22 protein-coding genes, 1 tRNA gene and 1 pseudogene are annotated in these 21,762 nt (G+C 69.6%); 17 read left to right on the top strand and 7 right to left on the bottom strand.

All coding sequences use genetic code 11. The features are described 5' to 3' along the window. The first annotated feature begins 330 nt into the window (after positions 1-330). Together J0911_RS15305 and J0911_RS15300 are read left to right on the top strand one after the other, a co-directional pair. Positions 331-1,209, top strand: a complete 879-nt coding sequence (locus J0911_RS15305) for a hypothetical protein (protein ID WP_207276339.1) — start codon at positions 331-333, stop codon at positions 1,207-1,209. Between the two features lie 41 nt (positions 1,210-1,250). Next, positions 1,251-1,970 carry a metallophosphoesterase family protein gene (locus J0911_RS15300; protein WP_242636761.1) on the top strand — a complete coding sequence of 240 codons (720 nt, stop codon included), beginning with the start codon at positions 1,251-1,253 and terminating at the stop codon, positions 1,968-1,970. Here the strand turns inward: J0911_RS15300 and J0911_RS15295 are convergent. Next, on the bottom strand, positions 1,938-2,807 hold the full coding sequence (locus J0911_RS15295; RefSeq protein WP_207276337.1) for a class I SAM-dependent methyltransferase: 870 nt from the start codon (positions 2,805-2,807) through the stop codon (positions 1,938-1,940). The two genes, J0911_RS15300 and J0911_RS15295, sit on opposite strands and share 33 nt — an antisense overlap. A 327-nt stretch (positions 2,808-3,134) precedes the next feature. Between J0911_RS15295 and J0911_RS15290 the strand changes: the two genes are divergently transcribed. The 11 genes from J0911_RS15290 (at position 3,135) to J0911_RS15240 (ending at position 10,041) form a co-directional block, all read left to right on the top strand. Next, positions 3,135-3,422 (top strand): Rv0250c family protein, encoded by a 288-nt coding sequence (locus tag J0911_RS15290; protein WP_207276336.1) that lies wholly within the window; start codon positions 3,135-3,137, stop codon positions 3,420-3,422. After that, positions 3,419-4,228: a succinate dehydrogenase subunit SdhC gene (gene sdhC / locus J0911_RS15285; RefSeq protein WP_207276335.1), complete on the top strand. Its 810-nt coding sequence runs from the start codon at positions 3,419-3,421 to the stop codon at positions 4,226-4,228. Before J0911_RS15290 ends, sdhC begins: the two co-directional genes overlap by 4 nt. Before the next feature lie 37 nt (positions 4,229-4,265). Further along, positions 4,266-6,209 carry a fumarate reductase/succinate dehydrogenase flavoprotein subunit gene (locus tag J0911_RS15280; protein WP_207276334.1) on the top strand — a complete coding sequence of 648 codons (1,944 nt, stop codon included), beginning with the start codon at positions 4,266-4,268 and terminating at the stop codon, positions 6,207-6,209. Then, a complete protein-coding gene (locus tag J0911_RS15275) occupies positions 6,206-6,973 on the top strand; it encodes a succinate dehydrogenase/fumarate reductase iron-sulfur subunit (protein ID WP_207276333.1) in 768 nt (255 codons plus the stop codon). The genes J0911_RS15280 and J0911_RS15275 overlap by 4 nt, the downstream gene beginning before the upstream one ends. Next, entirely contained in the window at positions 6,970-7,677 is a 708-nt protein-coding gene (locus J0911_RS15270) for a hypothetical protein (RefSeq protein ID WP_207276332.1), read from the top strand. Before J0911_RS15275 ends, J0911_RS15270 begins: the two co-directional genes overlap by 4 nt. A 64-nt stretch (positions 7,678-7,741) precedes the next feature. Continuing rightward, a complete protein-coding gene (locus J0911_RS15265) occupies positions 7,742-8,113 on the top strand; it encodes a thioredoxin family protein (protein ID WP_207276331.1) in 372 nt (123 codons plus the stop codon). Beyond that, a complete protein-coding gene (locus tag J0911_RS15260; RefSeq protein WP_207276330.1) occupies positions 8,110-8,445 on the top strand; it encodes a metal-sensitive transcriptional regulator in 336 nt (111 codons plus the stop codon). The genes J0911_RS15265 and J0911_RS15260 overlap by 4 nt, the downstream gene beginning before the upstream one ends. Before the next feature lie 39 nt (positions 8,446-8,484). Then, entirely contained in the window at positions 8,485-8,643 is a 159-nt protein-coding gene (locus tag J0911_RS15255; protein ID WP_207276329.1) for a DUF8730 family Cys-rich protein, read from the top strand. Positions 8,644-8,684: 41 nt separating this feature from the next. Next, positions 8,685-9,197, top strand: coding sequence for a GNAT family N-acetyltransferase (locus J0911_RS15250; protein ID WP_207276328.1), 513 nt, complete (start codon positions 8,685-8,687; stop codon positions 9,195-9,197). Positions 9,198-9,327: 130 nt separating this feature from the next. Beyond that, positions 9,328-9,404 (top strand) — tRNA-Pro (locus J0911_RS15245). 352 nt (positions 9,405-9,756) lie between these two features. Continuing rightward, positions 9,757-10,041 carry a (4Fe-4S)-binding protein gene (locus J0911_RS15240; RefSeq protein ID WP_207276327.1) on the top strand — a complete coding sequence of 95 codons (285 nt, stop codon included), beginning with the start codon at positions 9,757-9,759 and terminating at the stop codon, positions 10,039-10,041. 19 nt (positions 10,042-10,060) lie between these two features. Here J0911_RS15240 and J0911_RS15235 read toward each other — a convergent pair whose 3' ends face one another. Both J0911_RS15235 and J0911_RS15230 read right to left on the bottom strand, forming a co-directional pair. Next, positions 10,061-11,428 carry an MFS transporter gene (locus tag J0911_RS15235; protein ID WP_307865156.1) on the bottom strand — a complete coding sequence of 456 codons (1,368 nt, stop codon included), beginning with the start codon at positions 11,426-11,428 and terminating at the stop codon, positions 10,061-10,063. Between the two features lie 198 nt (positions 11,429-11,626). Beyond that, on the bottom strand, positions 11,627-13,294 hold the full coding sequence (locus J0911_RS15230; protein WP_242636760.1) for a ricin-type beta-trefoil lectin domain protein: 1,668 nt from the start codon (positions 13,292-13,294) through the stop codon (positions 11,627-11,629). 207 nt (positions 13,295-13,501) lie between these two features. Here J0911_RS15230 and J0911_RS15225 point away from each other — a divergent pair, with 207 nt between their 5' ends. Continuing rightward, a complete protein-coding gene (locus tag J0911_RS15225) occupies positions 13,502-15,685 on the top strand; it encodes an RICIN domain-containing protein (protein ID WP_207276325.1) in 2,184 nt (727 codons plus the stop codon). 255 nt (positions 15,686-15,940) lie between these two features. Next, positions 15,941-16,141, top strand: coding sequence for a hypothetical protein (locus tag J0911_RS20540; RefSeq protein WP_242636759.1), 201 nt, complete (start codon positions 15,941-15,943; stop codon positions 16,139-16,141). Between the two features lie 35 nt (positions 16,142-16,176). On the opposite strand, the pseudogene J0911_RS21320 reads toward J0911_RS20540, so the two are convergent. The 3 genes and pseudogenes from J0911_RS21320 to J0911_RS21180 all read right to left on the bottom strand — a co-directional run. Next, positions 16,177-16,482 (bottom strand): annotated as a pseudogene (locus J0911_RS21320) (hypothetical protein); the annotation flags it as partial. Positions 16,483-16,548: 66 nt separating this feature from the next. Next, entirely contained in the window at positions 16,549-17,073 is a 525-nt protein-coding gene (locus J0911_RS15215; protein ID WP_207276324.1) for a DUF2199 domain-containing protein, read from the bottom strand. Between the two features lie 99 nt (positions 17,074-17,172). Then, entirely contained in the window at positions 17,173-18,753 is a 1,581-nt protein-coding gene (locus J0911_RS21180; RefSeq protein ID WP_207276323.1) for a nucleotidyl transferase AbiEii/AbiGii toxin family protein, read from the bottom strand. Positions 18,754-18,868: 115 nt separating this feature from the next. On the opposite strand from J0911_RS21180, the gene J0911_RS15205 reads away from it, so the two are divergent. Together J0911_RS15205 and J0911_RS15200 are read left to right on the top strand one after the other, a co-directional pair. Next, on the top strand, positions 18,869-19,084 hold the full coding sequence (locus J0911_RS15205) for a hypothetical protein (protein ID WP_242636758.1): 216 nt from the start codon (positions 18,869-18,871) through the stop codon (positions 19,082-19,084). A gap of 743 nt (positions 19,085-19,827) precedes the next feature. Beyond that, positions 19,828-20,586 (top strand): response regulator, encoded by a 759-nt coding sequence (locus tag J0911_RS15200; RefSeq protein WP_207276322.1) that lies wholly within the window; start codon positions 19,828-19,830, stop codon positions 20,584-20,586. Between the two features lie 16 nt (positions 20,587-20,602). Here J0911_RS15200 and J0911_RS15195 read toward each other — a convergent pair whose 3' ends face one another. Beyond that, positions 20,603-21,751, bottom strand: coding sequence for a TQO small subunit DoxD (locus J0911_RS15195; RefSeq protein ID WP_307865108.1), 1,149 nt, complete (start codon positions 21,749-21,751; stop codon positions 20,603-20,605). Positions 21,752-21,762: the final 11 nt, after the last annotated feature.

Genomic DNA, 21,762 nt, shown 5'->3' with positions numbered 1-21,762 from the left:
AACGACAGCGGACCGACGGCTCGACAGCGGACCGACGGCTCGACAGCGGACCGGCGGCTCGACAGCGGACCGACCGCTCGGTGGGCGGGCGGGTGTCGGTGGTGGGACGGTGGTCAGCGAGACAGCCTGTAGACTGGTCGCAGACTTCCGGCAGATGTGCCGGCGGGATCCGAATTGAGACAGCGGATCGCGAAGGGCTCCACCGGCTCCACACCGGTGGGGCCCTTCGTGTTGTCGGCGTGGCGGACCGGGTCCGCGGCGGCCGGCCAGCCGCTTCGCCGCCCGACATGCCTGCTTTCCTCGACTTTACTGAATCATTGCCATACATTCATGAGAGGGGAAGCTCAGGCGGACGAGCCGGAGGTGGTCCGGATGCGATGGACCCAGCGGAGCCTTCTGGTCGTGGCGTTCGGCGCCGCGGCGAACCTGGCTCTCAGCTTCGTGCCGAACGTCGTGCCTCCCGCCGTCTCGATCGCGATCGTGTGGTGCACGACCGCCGCGCTCGCGGTGATCGCGGTGGTCTACGTGTACGACCAGACGGTGACCGCGCGCGAACGCGCGGAGAAGGAGCGTGCCCGGCTCGCCGACGAGCTGCGCAAACTGCGCGGGATCGCGTGGGTCAGTGCCGACCGCGAGCACCAGAGCGCGTCGCTGGAGATCTGGAAGTCGGCGAGGGAGCGCGTGGTCGCGTTCGGCTTCGGGATGACCGCGCTGGCCCACGACGAGGACCTCATCGTCAAGACGGTCGCGCGGGGCATCGACATCGACGTCATCAAGGTCGACCCGGCATGGCTGGTGAGGCACCCGGCGATCGCGGCCAACATCGAGCGCTACTACGACCGGGACGCCGGCTTCATCGACCGGGTCGTGGCGGCCCATGCCCGTCTCGAGCAGATCGCCGCGAAGATCAACGACGGTGACGGCGGCCGGCTCCGGATCCATGTCTTCGGCAGCACGGTCCAGTACAGCGGCGCCGTCCGTGACCCGGACACCCCCGAGGCGCAGGGCTACGTGGAGTTCCATCTCTTCCGCAGGAGCGTGGAGCGGGTCGGCATCGGGGTCCGGCAGTACGAGAGCGACGACGAGTGGAACCCGCCTCTTCTGCGGCACGTGCTGGGGTCGCTCTCGCTGGCCGTCGGGTACGACGTGATCGCGGCGCGTCGCCCCCCGGCGCTGAGCCGGGGAGACGAGCGCGACATCGTCAACTGATCTATGGCACGATCCACAGCGTGCCTTTAGATCGAATTGCCTTGATATCGGATGTCCACGGCAACCTGACGGCTCTTGAAGCGGTGCTGCACGACATCGACGCGCGAGGCATCGAGCGGGTCATCAATCTCGGTGACTTCGTCGGCAAGGGCCCGCGAGGCTCGGACGTCGTCGACCGCTGCGACAAGGAATGCGACGTCAACATCCGCGGGAACTGGGACGACTTCCTGCACACGATCGGCGATGCCGACGCCCCGGAGATGCGCTGGTGGCGCGATGAGGTGCGGCCCGACCAGCTCGAATGGCTGCGCACGCGGCCTCTCAGTCACGAGCTGGTCATGAGCGGCCGGCGCATCCGCCTATACCACGCCTCCGCCACGAGCCCACATCATCGGGTGCGTGAGGACCACACCCGTGGCGAGTTCGAGGCGATGTTCGCGAACACGGAGATGACCGGTCAGGGAAAGGTCCCGACGGTCGTCGGTTACGGCGACATCCATGCGACGTACGTCAAGGCGCGGCCGGGTCGGACGCTCTTCAACGTCGGGAGCGTCGGGAACCCGCTCGACGAGCCCGTGCCCAGCTATGTGATCCTTGAGGGCGAGTTCGAGGGCGACGCCGCGGCGCCGTTCGGGATCCAGTTCGTCCGCGTGCCCTACGACGTCGAGGCCGAGATCGCCGCGGCCGCCGATCTCGGCATGCCGGCGCTGGACGCGTACGCGAAGGAGCTACGCACCGCCGTGTACCGAGGCCTCCAGTAGAGACGCGACCGGTCCGGAGCGCGCCGGCCGGAGAGCGTCGCCCGGGTGCCCGACGATGACGTCCAGCCAGGTCTTGCCCTCGATGCGCGGGTCCACCCGGTACTGCTTGTCGCGGACCTCGAGCCCGGCCAGGTTCACGAGCTCGACGAAGCTCGCCGCGGTGTACCGGCTGCGATAGCGGACGCGGGACCCGTGCGGTCCCTCCTTGCGCTCGAAGCCACGCCGGTCCTGCGCCTCGACCGTCGTGGTCAGGAACGCGACGCCGCCGGGGGTGAGGTGCCGGCCGATCTGCCGGAGCACCTCCAGATCGGTCCCTGCGGGGAAGAGGTGCACGAACGCCATCGCGAGGACGACGTCGAACCGTCTGCCCGCCAGCGGCGGGAGAGGCTCGCCGCCGTTGTGGAACTCGTGCGGGAGGATCGTCACCCGGCCCGCGGGCGCGTGGTCGGCGCGAAGGCGCCTGCGTGCGGCCCAGCGCATCCGTGCGGAGAACTCCACGGCCGTGACCGCCAGGTCCTCGCGTGTCAGCCACGAGGTGAAGACTCCGTCGGCGCATCCGAGCTCCAGGACGGAGTCGACGTCGCCGCTCCTCTCACGAGCGGCCGCCAGGACCGGCTCGAGCAGCACCGGCGCGTCGGCGGCACGAGCCCTCGCGGTCGCACGGTAGAAGCGCACGAGCTTGGTGTAGGCCGTTCGGTTGGTCCGCAGGATCCTGCCGAGGGAAGTCAGGCCGTGTCCCGGCGGCGCGGGGGTGACGGGTGGCGTGGCCGCCGCAGGTGTCGTGGCTGGTGCGCGTGCACCACGTGGTGCGGGTGGCGCGGCGACTTCAGCTGACATCACGCTCCTCGACGTTTTTCACAAGCGCTCACAGTTGCAGAAGTCGGGGCGAGCCGGAAGTCCTGGCCATGATGTTGTGCATCCAACCGTGATGTGGCAGGCATGACCGGCCGACCTGGTCCGGAGCGTGCCACGCGCCCTCCTCGGCACAGCTGATCGCGCCCCGACGAGGCTCGCAAGCGATCCCGCGAAGCACGCCTTCCGGGAACGTCCGCGCACCCCCGCGCACCCGGACCACCCGGTCCTCTTGCCATCTCGGGACGTTCACGGCAAAGTCGGGTGTGACGCAGCTCACGACGAGGTGAGGTGCTCTTCGAGGAGGTGCGGATGACGACCAGCGAGTACGCGACGCTCCGTCGATCGATCGAGCAGTTGCGCCGCAGCGTCGCGGAGGTGCGCGACACCTTCGGCGACGGGCCTCAGGTGCGGCGGCTCGTGAACGATCTCGAGCGCCTGGAGATCGATGCGAGCGACCTCGCGGCGGCGCGTCCCGCGCGACCGTCCGCCACAGGGCCGCAGGAGACCATCTACGTCCCCGACACGCCCGAGGACTCCACGATGTGGAGCGACGTCGACGAAGAGGGTCTCGGCGGCTACCACGGCGACCGGTCGTGACGGCGCAGGTGCGAGGGGTCGCGGCTCCCACGCGCGCCCAGGTCCCCGCGGGGACGCTGCGCACGGACCGCTGGTGGCTCCTCCCGGCGGCGACCACCGTCGGCCTGCTGACCTTCGTCGTGTACGGCGGGTTCCGGGCGTTCCAGCAGCAGTACTTCTTCGCGGACGAGCGATACCTGACCCCGTTCTACTCCCCGTGCGTGTCCCTCGGATGCGCCTCGGAGCCCGGCTCGGCGCACTTCGGCATGTTCCTCCCCGACCATCCGCTCATCCCGTACGCCGCGCTCAGCCTGCCGTTCCTGCTGGTCTTCCGGCTCACCTGCTACTACTACCGCAAGGCGTACTACCGGTCGGTCTGGATCGCACCCGCCGCGTGCGCGGTCCCCGAGCCGCACGCGAAGTACACCGGGGAGACCCGCTTTCCCCTGATCCTCCAGAACGCCCACCGGTACCTCTTCTACCTCACCGTGATCATCTCGCTGATCAACACCTACGACGCGATCGTCGCGTTCCGGCACCCCGACGACGGGTTCGTCGTCGGCATCGGCAACGTCGTGCTGCTGGCGAACGTCGTGCTGCTGTGGTGCTACACGCTGTCGTGCCACTCGTGCCGGCACGTGATGGGCGGACGGCTCACGCACTTCTCGAAACATCCCGTGCGGTACCGGATCTGGACGTGGATCTCCGCGCTCAACACCCGCCACGCGACGTTCGCCTGGATCACGCTCGGCACGCTCGTGGTGACCGACCTGTACGTGCTGCTCGTGGCGAGCGGAACCATCACCGACCTGCGGCTCGTCGGATAGTGCCGGCGCACCTGGCCCGCGGAGAAGGAGCCCATCTGTGATCGAGACCGAACGGCACGAGTACGACGTCGTCGTCATCGGGGCCGGCGGCGCGGGCCTGCGCGCCGCGATCGCGGCACGTGAGCGAGGACTGCGCACGGCGATCGTCTGCAAGTCGCTGTTCGGCAAGGCGCACACCGTCATGGCCGAGGGCGGGTGTGCCGCCGCGATGGGCAACGTGAACGAGAACGACTCCTGGCAGGTGCACTTCCGCGACACCATGCGCGGCGGCAAGTTCCTCAACAGCTGGCGGATGGCGGAACTGCACGCCAAGGAGGCGCCGGACCGGGTCTGGGAACTGGAGACGTGGGGCGCCCTGTTCGACCGCACGCCGGACGGCCGGATCAGCCAGCGCCACTTCGGCGGCCACACCTACCCGCGGCTCGCCCACGTCGGCGACCGCACCGGGCTCGAGATCATCCGCACGATGCAGCAGCGGATCGTGGCCCTGCAGCAGGCCGACCACGCCGAGACCGGCGAGTACGAGTCGCGGCTGCGCGTCTTCGCCGAGTGCACGGTCACGGAACTGCTCACCGACGACGACGGCGCCATGGCCGGGGCCTTCGGGTACTGGCGGGAGTCGGGCCGGTTCATCGAGTTCTCGGCACCGGCGGTGGTGCTGGCCACCGGCGGGATCGGGAAGTCGTTCCAGGTGACGTCGAACTCGTGGGAGTACACCGGTGACGGCCACGCGCTCGCGCTGCGCGCCGGCGCGAACCTCATCGACATGGAGTTCGTCCAGTTCCACCCGACGGGCATGGTCTGGCCGCCCAGCGTCAAGGGCATCCTCGTGACCGAGGGCGTGCGCGGCGACGGGGGCGTCCTGAAGAACTCCGACGGCGAACGGTTCATGTTCGGATACGTCCCGGACGTGTTCAAGGGGCAGTACGCACAGACCGAGGACGAGGCGGACCGCTGGTACACCGACCAGGAGAACAACCGCCGCACCCCCGACCTCCTGCCACGCGACGAGGTGGCCCGGGCGATCAACACCGAGGTGAAGGAGGGACGCGGCTCCCCGCACGGCGGCGTCTACCTCGACATCGCGAGCCGCATGAAGCCCGAGGAGATCAAGCGCCGCCTCCCGTCGATGTACCACCAGTTCAAGGAACTGGCCGACGTCGACATCACCGCCGAGCCCATGGAGGTCGGCCCGACCTGCCACTACGTCATGGGCGGGATCGACGTCGACCCGGACACCGGGCAGTCGCGCGTGCCGGGACTGTTCGCGACCGGGGAGTGCGCCGGCGGCATGCACGGCTCGAACCGGCTCGGCGGCAACTCCCTCTCGGACCTGCTGGTGTTCGGCCGCCGCGCGGGGCTCGGCGCGGCCGACTACGTGGCCGCCGCCGGGCGCCGCCCGACCGCCCGGACCGGAGCCGTGGACACCGCCGCCGCGACGACGCTCGCCCCCTTCGGACCACCGGAGCGCGGCACCGGCGAGAACCCGTACACGCTGCACGCCGAACTGCAGCGCAGGATGAACGACCTCGTCGGCATCATCCGCACCGAGGCCGAGATGGCCGAGGCCCTCGAACACCTCGGCGAACTACGACGGCGCGTGCGCGACGTCGTCGTCGAGGGCCACCGGCAGTACAACCCGGGCTGGCACCTGGCACTGGACCTGCGGAACATGCTCATGGTCGGCGAGGCGGTGGCGTCGTCGGCCCTCACGCGCACCGAGAGCCGCGGCGGCCACACCCGCTCCGACCACCCGGGCCTCGACCCCGAGTGGCGCCACCGCGCCCTGCTGACCACGTGCGTGCGCGACGGCGGCCAGGAGCACGGCGACGTGCCACGGATCGCCGTCGAACGGACCGAACGCGCGCCGATGCGCGACGACCTGCTCGCCCTGTTCGACCTCACCGAACTCGAGAAGTACTACACGGCGGCCGAACTGGCCGCACATCCCGGCGCCCGGCCCCAGGGAGGAAGCACATGACGTACACCGCCCGGCTCCGGGTATGGCGCGGCGACACCGGCGGCGGCGCGCTGACCGACTACGAGGTGGAGGTCAACGAGGGCGAGGTCGTGCTCGACATCCTCCACCGGCTGCAGGCCACCCAGACCCCCGACCTCGCCGTGCGGTGGAACTGCAAGGCGGGCAAGTGCGGTTCCTGCTCGGCCGAGATCAACGGCCGCCCGCGGCTGCTGTGCATGACACGCATGTCCGTGTTCGAGCCCGGCGAGACGCTGACGGTCACCCCCATGCGCACCTTCCCGGTGATCCGTGACCTGGTGGCCGACGTGTCGTTCAACTACGCCAAGGCACGCGAGATCCCCTCCTTCACCCCGCCGCCCGACCTCGGGCCGGGGGAGTACCGGATGAAACAGGCCGACGTCGGGCGCTCGCAGGAGTTCCGCAAGTGCATCGAGTGCTATCTGTGCCAGAACACGTGCCACGTGGTACGTGATCACGAGGAGAACAAGCCGGCGTTCGCGGGGCCGCGCTACCTGATGCGGGTGGCCGAGCTGGAGATGCACCCGCTCGACATCGCCGACCGGGTCGCCGACGTGCAGGACGAACACGGTCTCGGTCTGTGCAACATCACGAAGTGCTGCACCGACGTGTGCCCGGAGGGCATCAAGATCACCGACAACGCCCTGATCCCGATGAAGGAGCGGGTCGCGGACCAGCGCTACGACCCGCTCGTCTGGCTGGGCCGCACCATCACGCGCCGCCGCGACCGGCCGGCCCGGGGATGACCGTCCACACGTTCCACCTGGCAGAGCTCCCGCCCGCACGGACGGCCCGCACACTGCTGCGGCGGCCGTCGGGTGCGACGACGCCGGGGCTGGACCACGCGGAGTGCCTGGCGCTCATGCGGCTCGGCGCGCCGACGGTCTCGCCGGACCGCCTGCAGCTGCGCCGCGTCGCGATGTTCGCCCAGTGGCGTGACGAGGACGCCGTCGACCGTTTCCTGGCCGGTGACCGACTGGGGCGGCGGCTGGCTGAGGGCTGGCACGTGCGGCTCGAGTTCCTGCGCCGGTGGTCACGGCTCGCCGCGCTGCCGGATCTGCCGGCCCGTGCGGGTGGCTGGGACCCGGAGGAGCCCGTCGTCGCCGTCACCGTCGCGCGTATGCGGCTCGGCGAGGTGCCGCGGTTCCTGCGCTGGGGCAAGCCCGTGGAGCGGCTCGTTCGCGACCATCCCGGCACGACACTCGCGCTGGCCGCGTTCCGCCCTCCACGGACGATCGCGACGTTCTCCGTCTGGCGCTCGGTGCGCGAGATGGAGGAGATGGTGCACGGCCGCTCGTCCGTCGTCGCACCGGACCGGCATGCCGCCGCGATGGCCGAACGGCGCCGTCGCGACTTCCACCACGAGTTCGCCACCTTCCGGTTCCGGCCGGTCTCGGAACACGGCACCTGGGAGGGGCGAGCGGCGATCGTGCCGGGCAGACTGGTGTGAGGCCCGGGTGGTGTGAGGCGCTCGATATTGACGGCTGATACCCCTCCGGGTATACGGTCGAGGTATGGCTACCCGTGAGATCACCAAGGACAACCTGGAGCGCACGGTCGCGGACAACGAGATCGTGCTGCTCGACTTCTGGGCGGACTGGTGCCCTCCGTGCCGGGCGTTCGCCCCCGTCTTCGAGAAGGCGTCCGAGGACCACCCGGAGATCGTGTTCGGCAAGATCGACACCGAGGCACAGCAGGAGCTGTCCGCCGGCTTCGGCATCACGTCGATCCCGACGCTCGCCGCGTTCCGTGACGGGATCATCGTGTTCGCCCAGCCCGGTGCCCTCGGCAGCGCTCAGCTCGGTCAGGTCATCGACGCGGTCGAGGGCCTGGACATGGAGGAGGTCCGCGCCAAGCTGGCGGAGCAGGACCAGGCCAAGGAATGAGCGCACGCGTCGCCGCCGGTGCCGGCCCCGTCGGCAGCGGTCACGAGACGAAGGAGGCCGTGGGTTCCTCCGACGACTCCCGGCGCCGGGTCCTCAACCGTCTGCGCCGCGCCCGCGGCCAGCTGGACGCGGTGATCGACGCCGTCGAGTCGGAAGCAGCCTGCCGGGACGTCGTCACTCAGCTCGCGGCCGTCACGCACGCCCTCAACCGCGCCGGCTTCGTCATCGTGGCCACCGCGATGGAGGAGTGCGTCTCCGAGCCCGGGCCCGGCCAGAGCCGGGACGGCCTGACGACCGAGGAGCTCGAGAAGCTCTTCCTCTCCCTCGCCTGACCACGCTCCGGCAGGCCCGACCCGCAAAGGAATCCCGACATGTGCCAACCCGTCGACTGCACGACCTGCGGCAAGACCACCTGGTCCGGATGCGGCGAACACGTGGACGACGTCATGCGAGGCATCCCCGCGACGGAACGGTGCTCCGGGCACCAGGAGGACCCGCGTACCAGGTTCTTCTCCCGTCTCCCGAGCTGAAACTCCTGGCGGCGGGGCGGAGCGTGCGCCACACTGCGGGCGTGGACTTCACGATCCGGCCGATCGCCGCGACCGAGCACGAGCCGCTCGGCGAACTCACGGTCCAGGCCTACCTGGGCGAAGGATTCCTCGACCACGGCGAGCAGGACCCGTACCTGCCGCGCCTTCGCGACGTGGGCGGCCGGGCCGCCGTCGCCGACGTGCTCGTCGCCGTGGAAGGCGACGGCCGTGGCGACCGACTGCTCGGGGGTGTCACCTACGTGCCGGAGCCAGGACCGATGTCCGACCTCGCCCGCGACGGTGAGGCCGAGATCCGCATGCTCGTCGTCGCCCCCGAGGCACGACGCCGAGGCGTGGGCGAGGCGCTGGCACGAGCCTGTCTCGACCGTGCCCGCTCCGCCGGGCGATCCGCCGTCGTCCTGTGCAGCCAGCCACGGATGCGCGCCGCCCATCGCGTCTACGAGCGGCTCGGGTTCCGGCGAGATCCCGAACGGGACTGGAGCCCGGACGACAAGCTCGACCTGCTGCTCGCCGCCTACCGGCTGGAGCTGTGACGGCACGGGCAGAGCCGGGTGTTGCTCGTCACCACAGCTCCGAGTGCGGAACATCGGCTGACGTGGGGTAGTATTTCGGTCGGCCCTGCGGGGCCGGAACAGGTACTCTCGGGCATGTCCGGGAGACCGGCGGGCTGTGGCGCAGCTTGGTAGCGCACTTGACTGGGGGTCAAGGGGTCGCAGGTTCAAATCCTGTCAGCCCGACCATTTCAGGCCTGGAAACTCAAGGGTTTCCAGGCCTGAAGGGTTTCTGAGACTTGAACCGGTCATCACATACTCATCAGATTGGCCGCCGCTGCAGCCTGATCTGGGCAGCTGGGACGGCGGGCGCACAGAGCGCTCGGGTCGTGTCGGGATCTGCGAGTATGCTCGGGCGCCGTCAGGCGGTAGCCTCCGGTGCAGAACTTCCTCACGGTTTGCGATGGCCCAGAGCAGGGTTGCCGAAGCCCAGCACTCCTCGTTGCAGGTGTGCTCTTCCGTTGCGTCCGGCGAACGCGGTGTCCAGCAGTCGAGCCTTGCGTCCCGCCCCACCGTGGTCGCGAAAACGAGAGGTGTGACGATGGGTGTGAAGGACTACGAGGGCAACGGGATCGTCGTGCACTGGGACGCTGAGCGCTGTCAGCACTCCGGGCGCTGTGTCGCCGGGGCGCCGGCCGTCTTCGACCCCGGCGCGCGGCCGTGGGTCAGCGCGGGGTCGCTCGGGGCCGACGCGCTGGCCGCGGTGATCGACACATGCCCGAGTGGTGCGCTGAGCTACTGCCGGACCGATGGCGCGGCTCACGGGCGCCGGGGGCACGCCGCCGACGAGGACCCGACGGAGGCGCGCCGGGCGGACGGTCCCTGACAGCCGGTCCGAGGCGGGCTCACGCCGTCTCGGTGACCGTGCTGGTCGACCGGGTGCCTGGGTTCGGGTCGCGGATCCCCAGCATGCTGACGACTCCGCCCGCCACGAGCAGTGCCGCCGTCACGAGCAGCGCACGGTGGAAGGTGAGCACGTCGAGCACGCCGCCGGTGATGACGCCCGCGAGCGCGATGACCACCAGGCCGGCGACCCGTGCGACCGCGTTGTTCACCGCGGACGCGATGCCGGCGTCGTCGGCCGGCACGGCGCCGAGGATGGCGGCGGTCAGTGGCGCGACGGTGATGGCCAGTCCGAGTCCGAATACCAGCAGTCCGGGGAGGACCTGGGCCACGTAGGTGGCGTCCGCGTCGATCGAGAGCATCAGCAGGTAGCCCGTGCCCGACACGACCGGCCCGACCGTCATGAACCATCGCGCGCCGTGTCTGGCCGCGAGGGTGCCGAACCATGTCGACAGGGTCAGCATCGCGAGGGTCGCCGGTAGCTGTGCCACGCCCGCGGCCGTGGCGCTGTATCCGGCGACCTGCTGCAGGAACAGCGTCAGGATGAACCCGCCGAACGCGAGCGCCCCGTAGACGCCCACCGTCGCCAGGTTGCCCCAGGCGAAGTTCCGTGCGGCGAACAGGTGCAGGGGCAGCATCGGGTCCGGTGACCGCCGCTCCCACCACAGGAAGGCCGCGAGCAGCGCCACCCCCGCCGCGATCATCCACCACATCGCCTCGATCAGCCCGAACACGGTGGCGGCGAGCCCGACGGCGGCCAGCGTGGCTCCCGGCACATCGATGTGTCGGCCCGTCCGGGCGTCCGACGCCGGGACGTCGCGCAGCATCGCGAGGGTCAGGATGACGACGGGCAGATTGATCCAGAACACCCAACGCCAGGAGATCAGGTCGACGAGCCCGCCGCCGATGAACGGGCCCACGATCATCGCGGTCCCGGTCCATGCCGTCCACCGTCCGATCGCGCGGCCCTGCGCCTCGCCCTCGAAGGTCGAGATGATCAGCGCGAGCGAGCTCGGCACGAGCAGGGCGCCCGCCACGCCCTGCAGGGCCCGGGCGAGGACCAGCACGGGCCCGGTCGGTGCCAGCGCGCACAGGACCGACGCGAGGGCAAAGCCCCCGAGCCCGATCGCCAGCACCCGGCGGCGGCCGTACACGTCCGACAACGATCCGGCGACCAGGATGAACGAGCCGAGAGTGATGAGGTACGCGTCCACCACCCACTGCTGCAGCGCCAACCCGGCCGCACCGGGGCCGCCGAGCTCATCCGCAATCGCGGGCAGCGCGACGTTGACGACCGTGCCGTCGAGGAACGACACGAACGACGCCAGGATGGCCACGACAAGAACTCGCCGCCGCGTGCCGGCGGGGATGGTGTGCACGATGCCGCTCCTCGTCCTTTGTCTTCCGGTGTCCATGATGACCAGGAAGACGACGATGCCGCGCGTCGTACGGGTCTGGGCGGGTTCCAGGTGGCGGCGAACCCGCTGCGGATCCCGCCGTGGGGACCGGCGAGACGCCGGAGACTCCCGGGCGCACAGGGAGCCGGCACGACGGGCGTTGCACCACGGTCACCAGGTCCAGTGCTGATTGGTGCCGCCGGTGCAGGTCCAGATCTGCAGTCTCGTGCCGTTGGCAGAGCTGGGGCCCGTCGCGTCGAGGCACTTGCCGGAGCCGGTGTTGACCAGGCTGCCGTCGGACCGGTGCTGCCACGCCTGGGCATTCGTGCCGTTGCAGGTATACAGCTGCACCAGCGTGCCGTTCGATGTCCCCGCCCCGGCGACGTCGAGGCACTTCCCGAGTGCCCGTACCGCGTTCCCGGGGCCCGCAGACCACTGCTGGGCGTCGGTGCCGTTGCAGTCCCACAGCTGGACGGCCGTCCCGTCCGCCGTGCTCGCTCCGGCGACGTCGGTGCACTTGCCTCCGTACCCGACGATCGGCCCGGCGGCCGGTGCCGGCTCGCCCTGCGGGATGACGTTCGGGTTTTCCGCGTGCGTCAGTGTCTCCCACGCGACGAACAGGTGGTTGGTGCCCTGCGGCCGCATCTGTTCGGTCAGGGCCTGCGTGTTCGTCATCGCGTGCCCCTGCCGGTATCCGAGTGCGTTGAACCCGACCTCGGTCACCGGACCGAGGCCCAGGTGTGGCGAGCCGCCGCAGAGCCACGACGGCGCGGATTCGCCCCGCTGGTACGTCGAGTGGAGTCCGAGGGCGTGCCGCAGCCGGTCGCCCACCTGCGGGTACAGGTCATCGCCCTGGATCGCGGCGGTCTCGGCGACGTGCGAGATGGCCGACAGACCGTAGCCGGTGTGCGTGAAGTCCCGGCAGGTCTCCTGGGCGATCCCGTTCACGAGCGTGCGCTGGCCGTGCCAGTAGCCGAAGATCTCCTCGGGCGTGTCGCGCCAGTCGCCGGGCACCGTGCGGGGCACAGAGCCGTCGGACGTGAGGTAGATGAACGCAGGGACGCGGTCGAGGAACCGTTGCCGGGCGCTCGCGTACACGGAGGTGTCGTCCAGGAAGACGCCGATGCCCTGGGTCGCCTCGGTCATCGAGAGTTCCCAGTTCCCGTTGCTGAGCGACCCGTTGATGATCTCCGGGAGGTAGACGTCGCGCAGCATTCCCTCGAAGCGGTCGATGTCCGACGCGGACCACCTCGCGGAGGTGTAGCGGACGATCTCCGCGGCCCGCGGCCAGACGGAGCCCGCCCACGCCGTCTGCAGGGGCGCGTTCGAGTTCGTGTGGTCGCGGATCACCGCCGACCAGGCGTTCATGATCTCGATCGCCTTGTCGGCGTGCCGGTCGTCGCGTGTCACGTACCAGGCGAGGGCATGCGTGTACGCCGCGATCGCGTCCTGCCGCTCGTCGGTGCAGCCGTGGTTCGGGTTGGAGTACGACCCGCACTCGACCACGGCGCGCGGGTGCGGCGTGTACGACAGCGACCCGTACCTGCTCGACGTCATCTGGTCCCAGGCGCTCTGCCAGGGCTGCTCCCCGGCCTGCACCATGGCCCGTACGTGGTCCAGCTGCGGCCGGCTCACGAGGACACCCGGATGTGTGAACGACGTCGGCGCAGCCACCGGGGTGGCGTCCTGTTCGTCGAGGACGGCGGCCGTCGGCTGGGTCGCTGAAACCGCGGCGGGACCCGCGAGGACGGGGCCGGCGACGAGTCCGGCGGCCAGGGCGGCGGTGAGTGCGGCAAGTCCGCCGGGGGTGCGGCGACCGTTTCTGAGGGATCGCTTCATGTGAGGCTCCTCGTCGTCGAGGTCTGATGCGGGGCCGTGACCAGTGAGGACCGTAGCGCTGAAGAGAGGTTACTGACATCTGAGTAACTACGTATTGCCCAGCTTTCCGCCGATGTACGGGACCTCCCTGACGTGACTAGGGCTGACGTCGCCTACAGTCACATACTGACAAGTCAGAAAGTCGCGAGATGTGTTCGAGGAGGAACCATGTCACGAGTCCGCGGGCTCATCGCCGCCGCGGTGGCCGTCATCATCGCCGGGGTGCTCGCCATCGTCGTCCCCACCATGGCGGCAGCCGCGTCGAGCGGCGCGGTCGTGAGCCAGGCAGGCGGGAAGTGCCTGGATCTCACCGACGGCAGCACGGCCAACGGTACCCAGCCGCAGATGTGGACCTGCTATGCCGGGTCGGCGAACCAGACCGTCACGTTCGCCGATGACGGCAGCGTCCGCCTGAAGGGCAAGTGCCTCGACCTGGCGGAGAACAACACGTCCGACGGCGCCGTGGTCCACGTGTGGGACTGCTACGGCTCGGTGGCGACCCAGCGCTGGGCGCTGACGGGCGCCGGTGACCTGGTGAATCTCGCGGCGGACAAGTGCCTCGACATCAAGGACGGCAACATGGCCGACGGCGCGAAGCTCCAGGTGTGGACCTGCACGGGCGCGAGCCACCAGAAGTGGCGGTTCACCGGTACGACGACGCCACCGGCGCCGGACCCCGACCCGATCCTGCCGCACCCCGCCAATCCTGACCTGGGCCCGAACGTCGAGGTCTTCGACACGTCGATGTCGGACTCGGCCATCCAGGCGCGCCTGGACACGGTGTTCGACGCTCAGGAGGAAGCCCAGTTCGGCGACGCCCGCAAGGCCTTCCTGTTCGCCCCCGGCGGCTACGACGTCGACGCCAACATCGGCTTCTTCACCCAGATCGCGGGGCTCGGCCTGACACCTGACGCCACGAACATCAACGGGCACGTGCACGTCGAGGCCGACTGGTGGCACGACGGCTCGCAGAACGCCACGCACAACTTCTGGCGGTCCGCCGAGGGGCTGTCGGTCACGCCGCCCGACGGCGCCGACCGCTGGTCCGTCTCCCAGGCCGCGCCGTACCGGCGCATGCACCTGCGTGGTGACCTCGCGCTGTCCGACGGCGGCTGGTCGTCGGGCGGGTTCATGGCTGACACGGTGGTCGACGGGCAGGTCGACTCCGGCACCCAGCAACAGTGGCTGACCCGCAGCTCGACCATCGGGTCGTGGACCGGCTCGAACTGGAACCAGGTGTTCGTGGGAGTCGACGGCGCGCCGTCGAACAGCTTCCCCTCGCCGCCGTACACGACCGTCGCCCAGGCGCCGAAGGTCGCCGAGAAGCCCTACCTCTACGTCGCCGCCGACGGCATGTATCGGGTGTTCGTTCCCGCGGTGCGGTCGAACACCTCCGGGACGACCTGGGCCGGCGGCGACCCGGCCGGCACCTCGCTGCCCATCTCCGACTTCCAGGTGATCCGCCCCGGCGACACGGCCGCCACGATGAACGCGGCACTCGCCGCGGGCAAGAACCTGCTGGTCACGCCCGGCGTCTACCACCTGGACCAGACCCTGCAAGTGAACCGTGCGGGCACCGTCGTCCTCGGCCTGGGGCTGGCGACGTTGGTACCCGACGGCGGCATCGACGCGATGCACGTGGCCGATGTCGACGGCGTCCGGCTGGCCGGCATCCTGTTCGACGCCGGCACCACGAACACCGACACGATCCTGCGGGTCGGTCCCGAGGGCGCGTCGGCGGACCACGCCTCGGACCCGACCGTCCTGTCCGACGTGTTCGTGCGGGTCGGCGGCGCGATCGCGGGCAAGGCGACGAAGAGCATCGTGGTCAACAGCGACGACGTCATCGGCGACCACGCCTGGATCTGGCGGGCCGACCACGGCAACGGTGGCACGGTGGGCTGGAACATCAACACCGCCCGCAACGGGCTGGTCGTCAACGGCGACGACGTCACCTTCTACGGCCTGTTCGTCGAGCATTACCAGCAGTACCAGACCATCTGGAACGGCGATCGCGGGCGAACGTACTTCTACCAGAACGAGATGCCGTACGACCCGCCGAACCAGGCCGCGTACATGAACGGCGCCACGCGAGGCTGGGCGGCGTACAAGGTGGGCGACCACGTCACCACGCACGAGGCCTGGGGGCTGGGCAGCTACGCCTTCTTCAACGTCGACCCGTCGATCGTCAACGACCGCGCGTTCGAGGTCCCGAACCGTAGCGGAGTGCGGTTCCACGACATGGTGACCGTCTCCCTGGGCGGCAACGGGACCATCGCGCACGTCATCAACAGCACCGGGGATGCGGCGAACTCCTCACACCCGGTCACGTACCTCACCGCGGGGCCATGACCCGGTGCGTGGCCGGCCCCCCGGCCGGCCACGCACGGCATACGGCCTGCCGCGGCTCGGCCGCGGTCGACAGCCGGCCGGACCGGGCGGAGCCGCGATGCGGGGAACGACTCCTCCGGAGGATGCGACGGCGGGGAAGCGCGCCTCGACGTCCTTGGGCTCGGACGACGGCACCCGGCTGCTCGGCGAGATGGTCGTCCCTGCGCAGGCCTCGGGCGGCCTGAGATGGCCGCTCACCGCTCGGAAGCGGACCAGATGGATCTGAGCCACGTCGTGGACGGCGCAGTCGTCGTATGGGTGCGGATCGCGGGGCCGGCATCGGCCGAGCGGCTCGACGTGGCACCTCTCGACTTGCCGCCGACGCTCAACGCGGAGTGCTTCGACGGCGTGCAAGCCCCCGTGTGCGTCGAAGGTGAATCGCCATTGCCACACGACGTCGGCGGGTTCGGCGCCTGAGGCGAGCTGGTCGAGGGTGGGGGGCGTAGGTCGCGCCAGATGTCAGCCAGGTCATCGGCCAGCGGCAGCAGATCTACCTCCGGGGCGATGTCCTGGGGCGTGGGGCTCGTCGTCCAGTAGGTGGCTGCGGAGTCGAGTGCGGTATCGATTGCGGCGAATCGCGCCGACCATGCGTCGTGGCCGATGCCTGGTGGGGCCGCGTCCGTTGCGGGTTCTGGCTTGAGTAGCACGTAGGCCGCGGCGATCAGCGCGGCAAGGAGGGACCGCAGCCGCGCCAGCGTCTCGCGCGGGTCGGTGGTGGCGATGTTCTCGATGGCCGTGCAGTACGCCTCGGCCGCTGCCGGAACACGGTGGCCTGCGCTCCGAGTTCCGGCTGGCCGCCCGTCGCGGAATCGGCCGGTGGGGAGTCAGCCACGGAGGAGTTGCTGGTTGAGTTCGGCGACGCGGTGCATGGTGATGCCGTGGCGATACTCGCGGGCGAGGGGGTGGTCGAGGCCAGGGTCGAGTTCGATCCACGGGGTAACGCCGGGCTCGCGAGTGTGGAGTCGTGTAGGCAGAGGCGCGGTCGCGGGTTCGTAAGGAAGACGGGTGCTGAGCCAGGCGAACATGGGCTCCAGGTCGGCGCGTGCTGGGCTGTCCCAGTGTTCGGCTTGTTTGAGCATGTTCTCTTCGCTCAGTGAGACCCACACCGACCAGCAGAACGGTCCGTCGGGTGAGTCGTGGACGGGGATCTCGATGTGACCGCGCACGAAGTGATGCGTCGTGCCGTCGGCGGTGTGCAGGATGCACGTGTCGGCATTGAGCTCTCCGGCGGCGCGCTCGGCGTCGGTGGCCGACATCCACGGGTCGGGGGCAGGAGGCCCGAACGCCATCGCGAGTCCGGTGTGGGCCGTGCCGCATGTGACGCATGCCCAGCCGCTCGTTGTCGTCATTCGCAGTCCTTCTCGTCGTCATGCACCATTGGGCAGCGTTGTCGTCATTGGTATCGACCGCGAGCGGCTACCTGTTGTGGTCTGTGCCTTCACTGGTTGCTATCGCTCTTCACCCTGGATTCGGGCGAGGTAGGTGGCGAGTCGTTCGACCCACTCCCTTTGGTCTCCGGTCACCCACGGGTGGTCGGCCAGGAAGTTGTCCCAGTCCACGTCCAGTTCCAGGGCCCGCGCGGCGTCGAAGTCGGCAGCCCAAGCGTCGTCGGCAGCGTCCAGGACCTGGCGGAGCAGTGACCAGCGCAGGTGAGCGACGTCGGTGAGCCGGACGGCGTCGTACAGATCCTTGCCCTGCGGGTACATATCGGTGACCAGCCACTGGATCTTCCAGGCGAGCTGGAGTTCGGGGGACGCGGCCAGCATTGGGGGTCCGGACGGCGTCAGCGACACCGACACCGGGTCAGCGAGGAGGGGCTCCTGGAACACGAAGTCCAGCTGGATGGTCGCGGCCGGCCATTCGCCCTCGGCCATCATGTCGTAGGGGATCACCAGGCGGCGTCCCTCTGCGCGCTCGTAGGTCCAGATGTCCTCACCGGTGGCGTCGTCGGCGCGCAGCCCTGGGCCCGGGGCGGCAGTCAGGGCTGTCCGCAGGCCGGCCAGCATCTCTATCGATTCCCGGCTGTTCGCGCCGGTCGTGTGCGGCGTGACCACGAAGTCGAGGTCACCGGGCTCGCGCGCCGTGTCTCCCAGCCAGGCGTGGAGCGTCGCGCTGCCCCGCAGGACCAGGTTCGAGGCCCACGGCGAGCGGGCGATGACGTCGAGCACATGGTTCCGTACGGCGGCGCGGGCCTGGGCCCACTGCTCGGCGCGGAGCGGGTCGGCGAAGGCGGGCTGTCCCGTCTTGAACGCGTTGGTGAACTGCTTCAGCGCCGGTTCGAACACAGCGTGCTGCTTCACGTCGGCCGAGGGCACCAGTGGCACGAACGTGTCCGGGAAGTCGTCGCGCTCGTCGGACAGCTCCCGTGCGACGCGCGCGTCGATCAGGTCGCTGTAGCTCGGGCCGGCGTGCTTCGCGGGTCGGCCCATCCAGCCGGCGTCCAAGCCGAGGTTGTCGTCGACCACGACGTACTCCTCCTCGACCTCCAGCACCTCGAACCCGCCATCGTCGAGCGCTGACACCAGCGCGTCCAGCCTCGGGCGGGACGCCTGGCGCCCGACGCCGAAGCAGCGCTGGGTCACGAACCGTTCCTCGGACCCGTCGTCCAACACGCGTCGAGCGTTGCGAGAGACGCGTGCATCGTGCTCTCGAGCCAGCGCCGTGATCTCCAGGCGACGTGCGACGTCTCCGGCTGGGAGGCAGACCTTGACGTGGTGCTCGAAGTACAGGTCCTTGTGCGCTTGCTCGTCGGCTACCGGCACGTCGCGGTTCCAGGGCGCGGTCTCCACCTTGACACGCACGACCCGCAACCCCGCAGCGGCCAGCTCACGACGCAACTGCGCAACCCGCTGCTCGGCGTCGCCCAGTGACCCGGTCAGTTCGACCGTCAGCATCGGCTGGGAACGGACCTCGCCGTGATCCAGCTCGATCCTGCTCACCTTGATCCCGCGCTCACCTGCGAACACATCCAGACGGTCCGCGACCCAGGCATCAACGGTCAGATGGATCTCCAGCGCGCCCTCGTACACGCCCGCGATCCTGCCACACCGGATCGGTTGCTCTCCGCGTGCGAAACACGTGCGCGGGTAGCGGTCGCTCGGATTCGTCGTGACGAACCGTGGCGCGCACTGTCAGGATGCGCGCATGGAGACGGTGACGTTGTGGCGGCCGACCGGGCCGAAGGAGCTGGCGCTGGTGGAGGCGTCCGGGTGGCGGGCGTGGCCGCCCCGGCTACCGGACCAGCCGATCTTCTATCCGGTGCTGAACGAGGACTACGCCACCCGGATCGCCCGGGACTGGAACGTGAAGCACTCCGGCGCGGGCTTCGTGACGGCGGCAGAGGGCTTGATCGCTAGTTAATAGTGTGTCAGGCGCCTGGTCCCGGGAGCGAAAGCGTGCAGGGCTTCTGACGCCCCGGCGCTCCGTGGGTCGAGATCCACACTCCTCCCGTTCGGGCAGGGGCTCCGGCTGGCTTCGGTCATAACTGGTGCTCGGGACGCCAGCACCGATCATCGACTCCCCGGTCATTCTCGTCCATTGTCATGTGCGGGGGTTGGTGCCGCGTGGCTGGTGGTCGTGGGTGAGGGCGATGGTGGGTTAGCGGCAAGCACGCCGATGCACAGCGGATTGTGGTGTCGGGGCCACGTCGAGACCGTCGGCCACACTCGGTACGGTCGGTACGAGTGCGCGGATGCCCGCTCGGCGCTCAAGCGCGCGGTACTCAGCGTGCTGCGGTGGTCACCGTTCGTCCAAAGCGTCGAGCTTTTCCGCGTCGCGGGTGCCCGGCACAGCCCAGTTCAGGACGATGTGCAGGTCGGCGTGCTCGATGGCGAGGATGTCGCAGTCGACGGTGATCGGTCCGAGCTCCGAGGTCGCGAGGTCACTGTCGGCGCTCGGTCCTGGGAGACACCAGTGGGATGAGCGCGGTTCTAACACTCGTCTCAGGTTCGCTCGGTATGAACTAGGTATCGCGCCGGCGACGCGGGTCTCGGCCTCGCCGACGTGGCCGAACGCGCCCGCTCTACGGCGGTGCGGTCAGCCAGCGCCGGCCCCGCACCGGACGGCGGCTGGACCGTCCACACGACCCTGAAAGGCAGCCATTCATGATCTCTGTGCTGGTCGTGGCCGCCCAGGCGCTGCAGCGCTTCGGGCTTCGGATGCTGCTGGAGAGCACCCCCGACACCGAGGTCGTCGGCGAGGCCGACAGTAGCGCCGAGGCCGTTCGGTGGACCACCGAGCTGCATCCCGACGTGGTGCTGATGGACATCCGCACGCCGGGCGTCGACGGAATCGAGGCCACCCGGCGCATTGTCGCCGCCGGTAGGCGTTCGCGGATCCTGGTGCTGACGACGTTCGACGTGGACCGGTACGCGCTCGCCGCGCTGCGGGCCGGGGCGAGCGGCTTCCTGCTGAAGAACACCCGCCCGGAGGAGTTGCTCGCCGGGATCCGGGCCGTCGCCGCCGGGGGCGCGGTGATCGCTCCGGGGCTGACTCGGCGGCTGCTCGACGAGTTCGCCGATCGGCTCGGTGATGACATCTGCGGGCCTGTGCGGGAGGATCCCCGGCTGGCCTTCCTGACCGGCCGTGAGCGCGAGATCCTCGTCGCCATCGGCCACGGCCTCACCAACGGCGAGATCGCGCAACGTTTCACGCTGTCGGAATCGACGGTGAAGACGCATGTCGGGCGGGTCCTCGCCAAGGTCGGCGCACGAGACCGGGTCCAGGCCGTCATACTCGCCTACGACCTGAGGCTCACCCGGCCGGCCGATCTGGGGCCTGGTCTCGCGCGTTCGTCGGGGCGTGATCGTCGTTCCCGGCAGCTCCGGGCCGATCCGCTCCGCGTGATCGACCGCTCCGTTTGACACCGGGCTTGTCCGGTTACTCGATGGTGACCTGCCCGTCGACGACTTGTACTGGCACGTTGGTCAGGGATTTCGTCGCCGGCCCGCCGGTGACCTGGCCGTTGCCGTCGAAGGTGGAGCCGTGGCATGGGCAGCGGAAGCCGGAGTCTGCGGGCGCGATGGGGCAGCCCTGGTGCGTGCAGGCGGCGAGGAATGCCAGGAAGGTGTCGGTCGAAGGACGCAACAGGTATGCGGCGGAACCGTTCGGTGTGGTGAACCTTGTCGACGAACCGACGGCGACGTCGGCGACCGCAGCGATCACAGTCGGGACGTTCGTTCCCGGGTCTCCCGGCTGGCTTGGTTCCGGGTCGGTGGTGGTGCGCCGGGTCAGAGCGACGACAGCGCCGCCCAGGGCAGCGGTCATCGCGGCGATCAGGCCGCCCCGGAGCAGCAGGGTACGTTGTTCGGCACCGTTCCCCTGCTCTGGGTCGGGGTTCGGCTGGCGACGACGACGTATCGCGGCGCGCAGGCGGGTCGTCGTGGAGAACAGGCCTGCGTCGCCCGCGATCAGCAGCGGGGTCCAGGCGGCGGCGAAGACGATGTCGGCGCCGAAGTAGTAGGGGCGGGTCGTCCAGCTGACGGTGAGGAAGAAGCTCAGCGCGAGGAGAAAACCGCCGAGTGCGGCGATACGGGTGAACAGCCCGAGCAGAGTACCCAGCCCGACAGCGACCTCGCCGAAGGCGATGGCCAGGCCGGTGACGGTCGGGTTCTCGGCCGTGAACGACACCAGCGGGCCGATCGGCGAGGTTGTCGCGGCGTGCAGCATCTGAGCGTGGACGCCGAGAGGTGAGGTGTGATCCAGGTAGTGAGGGTCGAGGATCTTGGAGAGGCCCGCGTAGAGGAATGTGCCGCCGAGGAAGACGCGTAGCGGGAGGAACGCCCAGATCGGTGTCCGTAGTGGCGCATCGGCCTGTGGCGTTGTCTCGCCGGGGGAAGATGTGGGGGACAAGAGAAGGCGCCTTTCATGTCGCAGGTGTGTCGATGAGAATCTCGGTGCACATCTCGTCGCCGGTGCCGTCGCCCCACACGACGTATCGCGGCGGGAGTTCTCAGCTGCGGCAGAGTTCAGTGCGGACGTGTGTGAGCTCAGAGCTGTCTTTCGGCTTGTTGACCTCAGTGAGCTCACACACGTCCGCT

This window comes from Myceligenerans salitolerans (assembly GCF_017349295.1).
In the GTDB taxonomy this organism is placed as follows: domain Bacteria; phylum Actinomycetota; class Actinomycetes; order Actinomycetales; family Cellulomonadaceae; genus Myceligenerans; species Myceligenerans salitolerans.
This window is presented reverse-complemented; position numbering and strand designations above follow the sequence as displayed.

What these genes read in the sequence shown, in the direction of transcription:
- J0911_RS15215 (WP_207276324.1), bottom strand. Translation starts at nt 17,073, where the DNA reads ATGACGACAACGAGCGGCTGGGCATGCGTCACATGCGGCACGGCCCAC.
- J0911_RS15305 (WP_207276339.1), top strand. Translation starts at nt 331, where the DNA reads ATGAGAGGGGAAGCTCAGGCGGACGAGCCGGAGGTGGTCCGGATGCGA.
- J0911_RS15265 (WP_207276331.1), top strand. Translation starts at nt 7,742, where the DNA reads ATGGCTACCCGTGAGATCACCAAGGACAACCTGGAGCGCACGGTCGCG.
- J0911_RS15205 (WP_242636758.1), top strand. Translation starts at nt 18,869, where the DNA reads ATGGAGACGGTGACGTTGTGGCGGCCGACCGGGCCGAAGGAGCTGGCG.
- J0911_RS15240 (WP_207276327.1), top strand. Translation starts at nt 9,757, where the DNA reads ATGGGTGTGAAGGACTACGAGGGCAACGGGATCGTCGTGCACTGGGAC.
- J0911_RS15200 (WP_207276322.1), top strand. Translation starts at nt 19,828, where the DNA reads ATGATCTCTGTGCTGGTCGTGGCCGCCCAGGCGCTGCAGCGCTTCGGG.
- J0911_RS15290 (WP_207276336.1), top strand. Translation starts at nt 3,135, where the DNA reads ATGACGACCAGCGAGTACGCGACGCTCCGTCGATCGATCGAGCAGTTG.
- J0911_RS15230 (WP_242636760.1), bottom strand. Translation starts at nt 13,294, where the DNA reads ATGAAGCGATCCCTCAGAAACGGTCGCCGCACCCCCGGCGGACTTGCC.
- J0911_RS20540 (WP_242636759.1), top strand. Translation starts at nt 15,941, where the DNA reads ATGGATCTGAGCCACGTCGTGGACGGCGCAGTCGTCGTATGGGTGCGG.
- J0911_RS15255 (WP_207276329.1), top strand. Translation starts at nt 8,485, where the DNA reads ATGTGCCAACCCGTCGACTGCACGACCTGCGGCAAGACCACCTGGTCC.
- J0911_RS15295 (WP_207276337.1), bottom strand. Translation starts at nt 2,807, where the DNA reads ATGTCAGCTGAAGTCGCCGCGCCACCCGCACCACGTGGTGCACGCGCA.
- J0911_RS15225 (WP_207276325.1), top strand. Translation starts at nt 13,502, where the DNA reads ATGTCACGAGTCCGCGGGCTCATCGCCGCCGCGGTGGCCGTCATCATC.
- J0911_RS15270 (WP_207276332.1), top strand. Translation starts at nt 6,970, where the DNA reads ATGACCGTCCACACGTTCCACCTGGCAGAGCTCCCGCCCGCACGGACG.
- J0911_RS15260 (WP_207276330.1), top strand. Translation starts at nt 8,110, where the DNA reads ATGAGCGCACGCGTCGCCGCCGGTGCCGGCCCCGTCGGCAGCGGTCAC.
- J0911_RS15275 (WP_207276333.1), top strand. Translation starts at nt 6,206, where the DNA reads ATGACGTACACCGCCCGGCTCCGGGTATGGCGCGGCGACACCGGCGGC.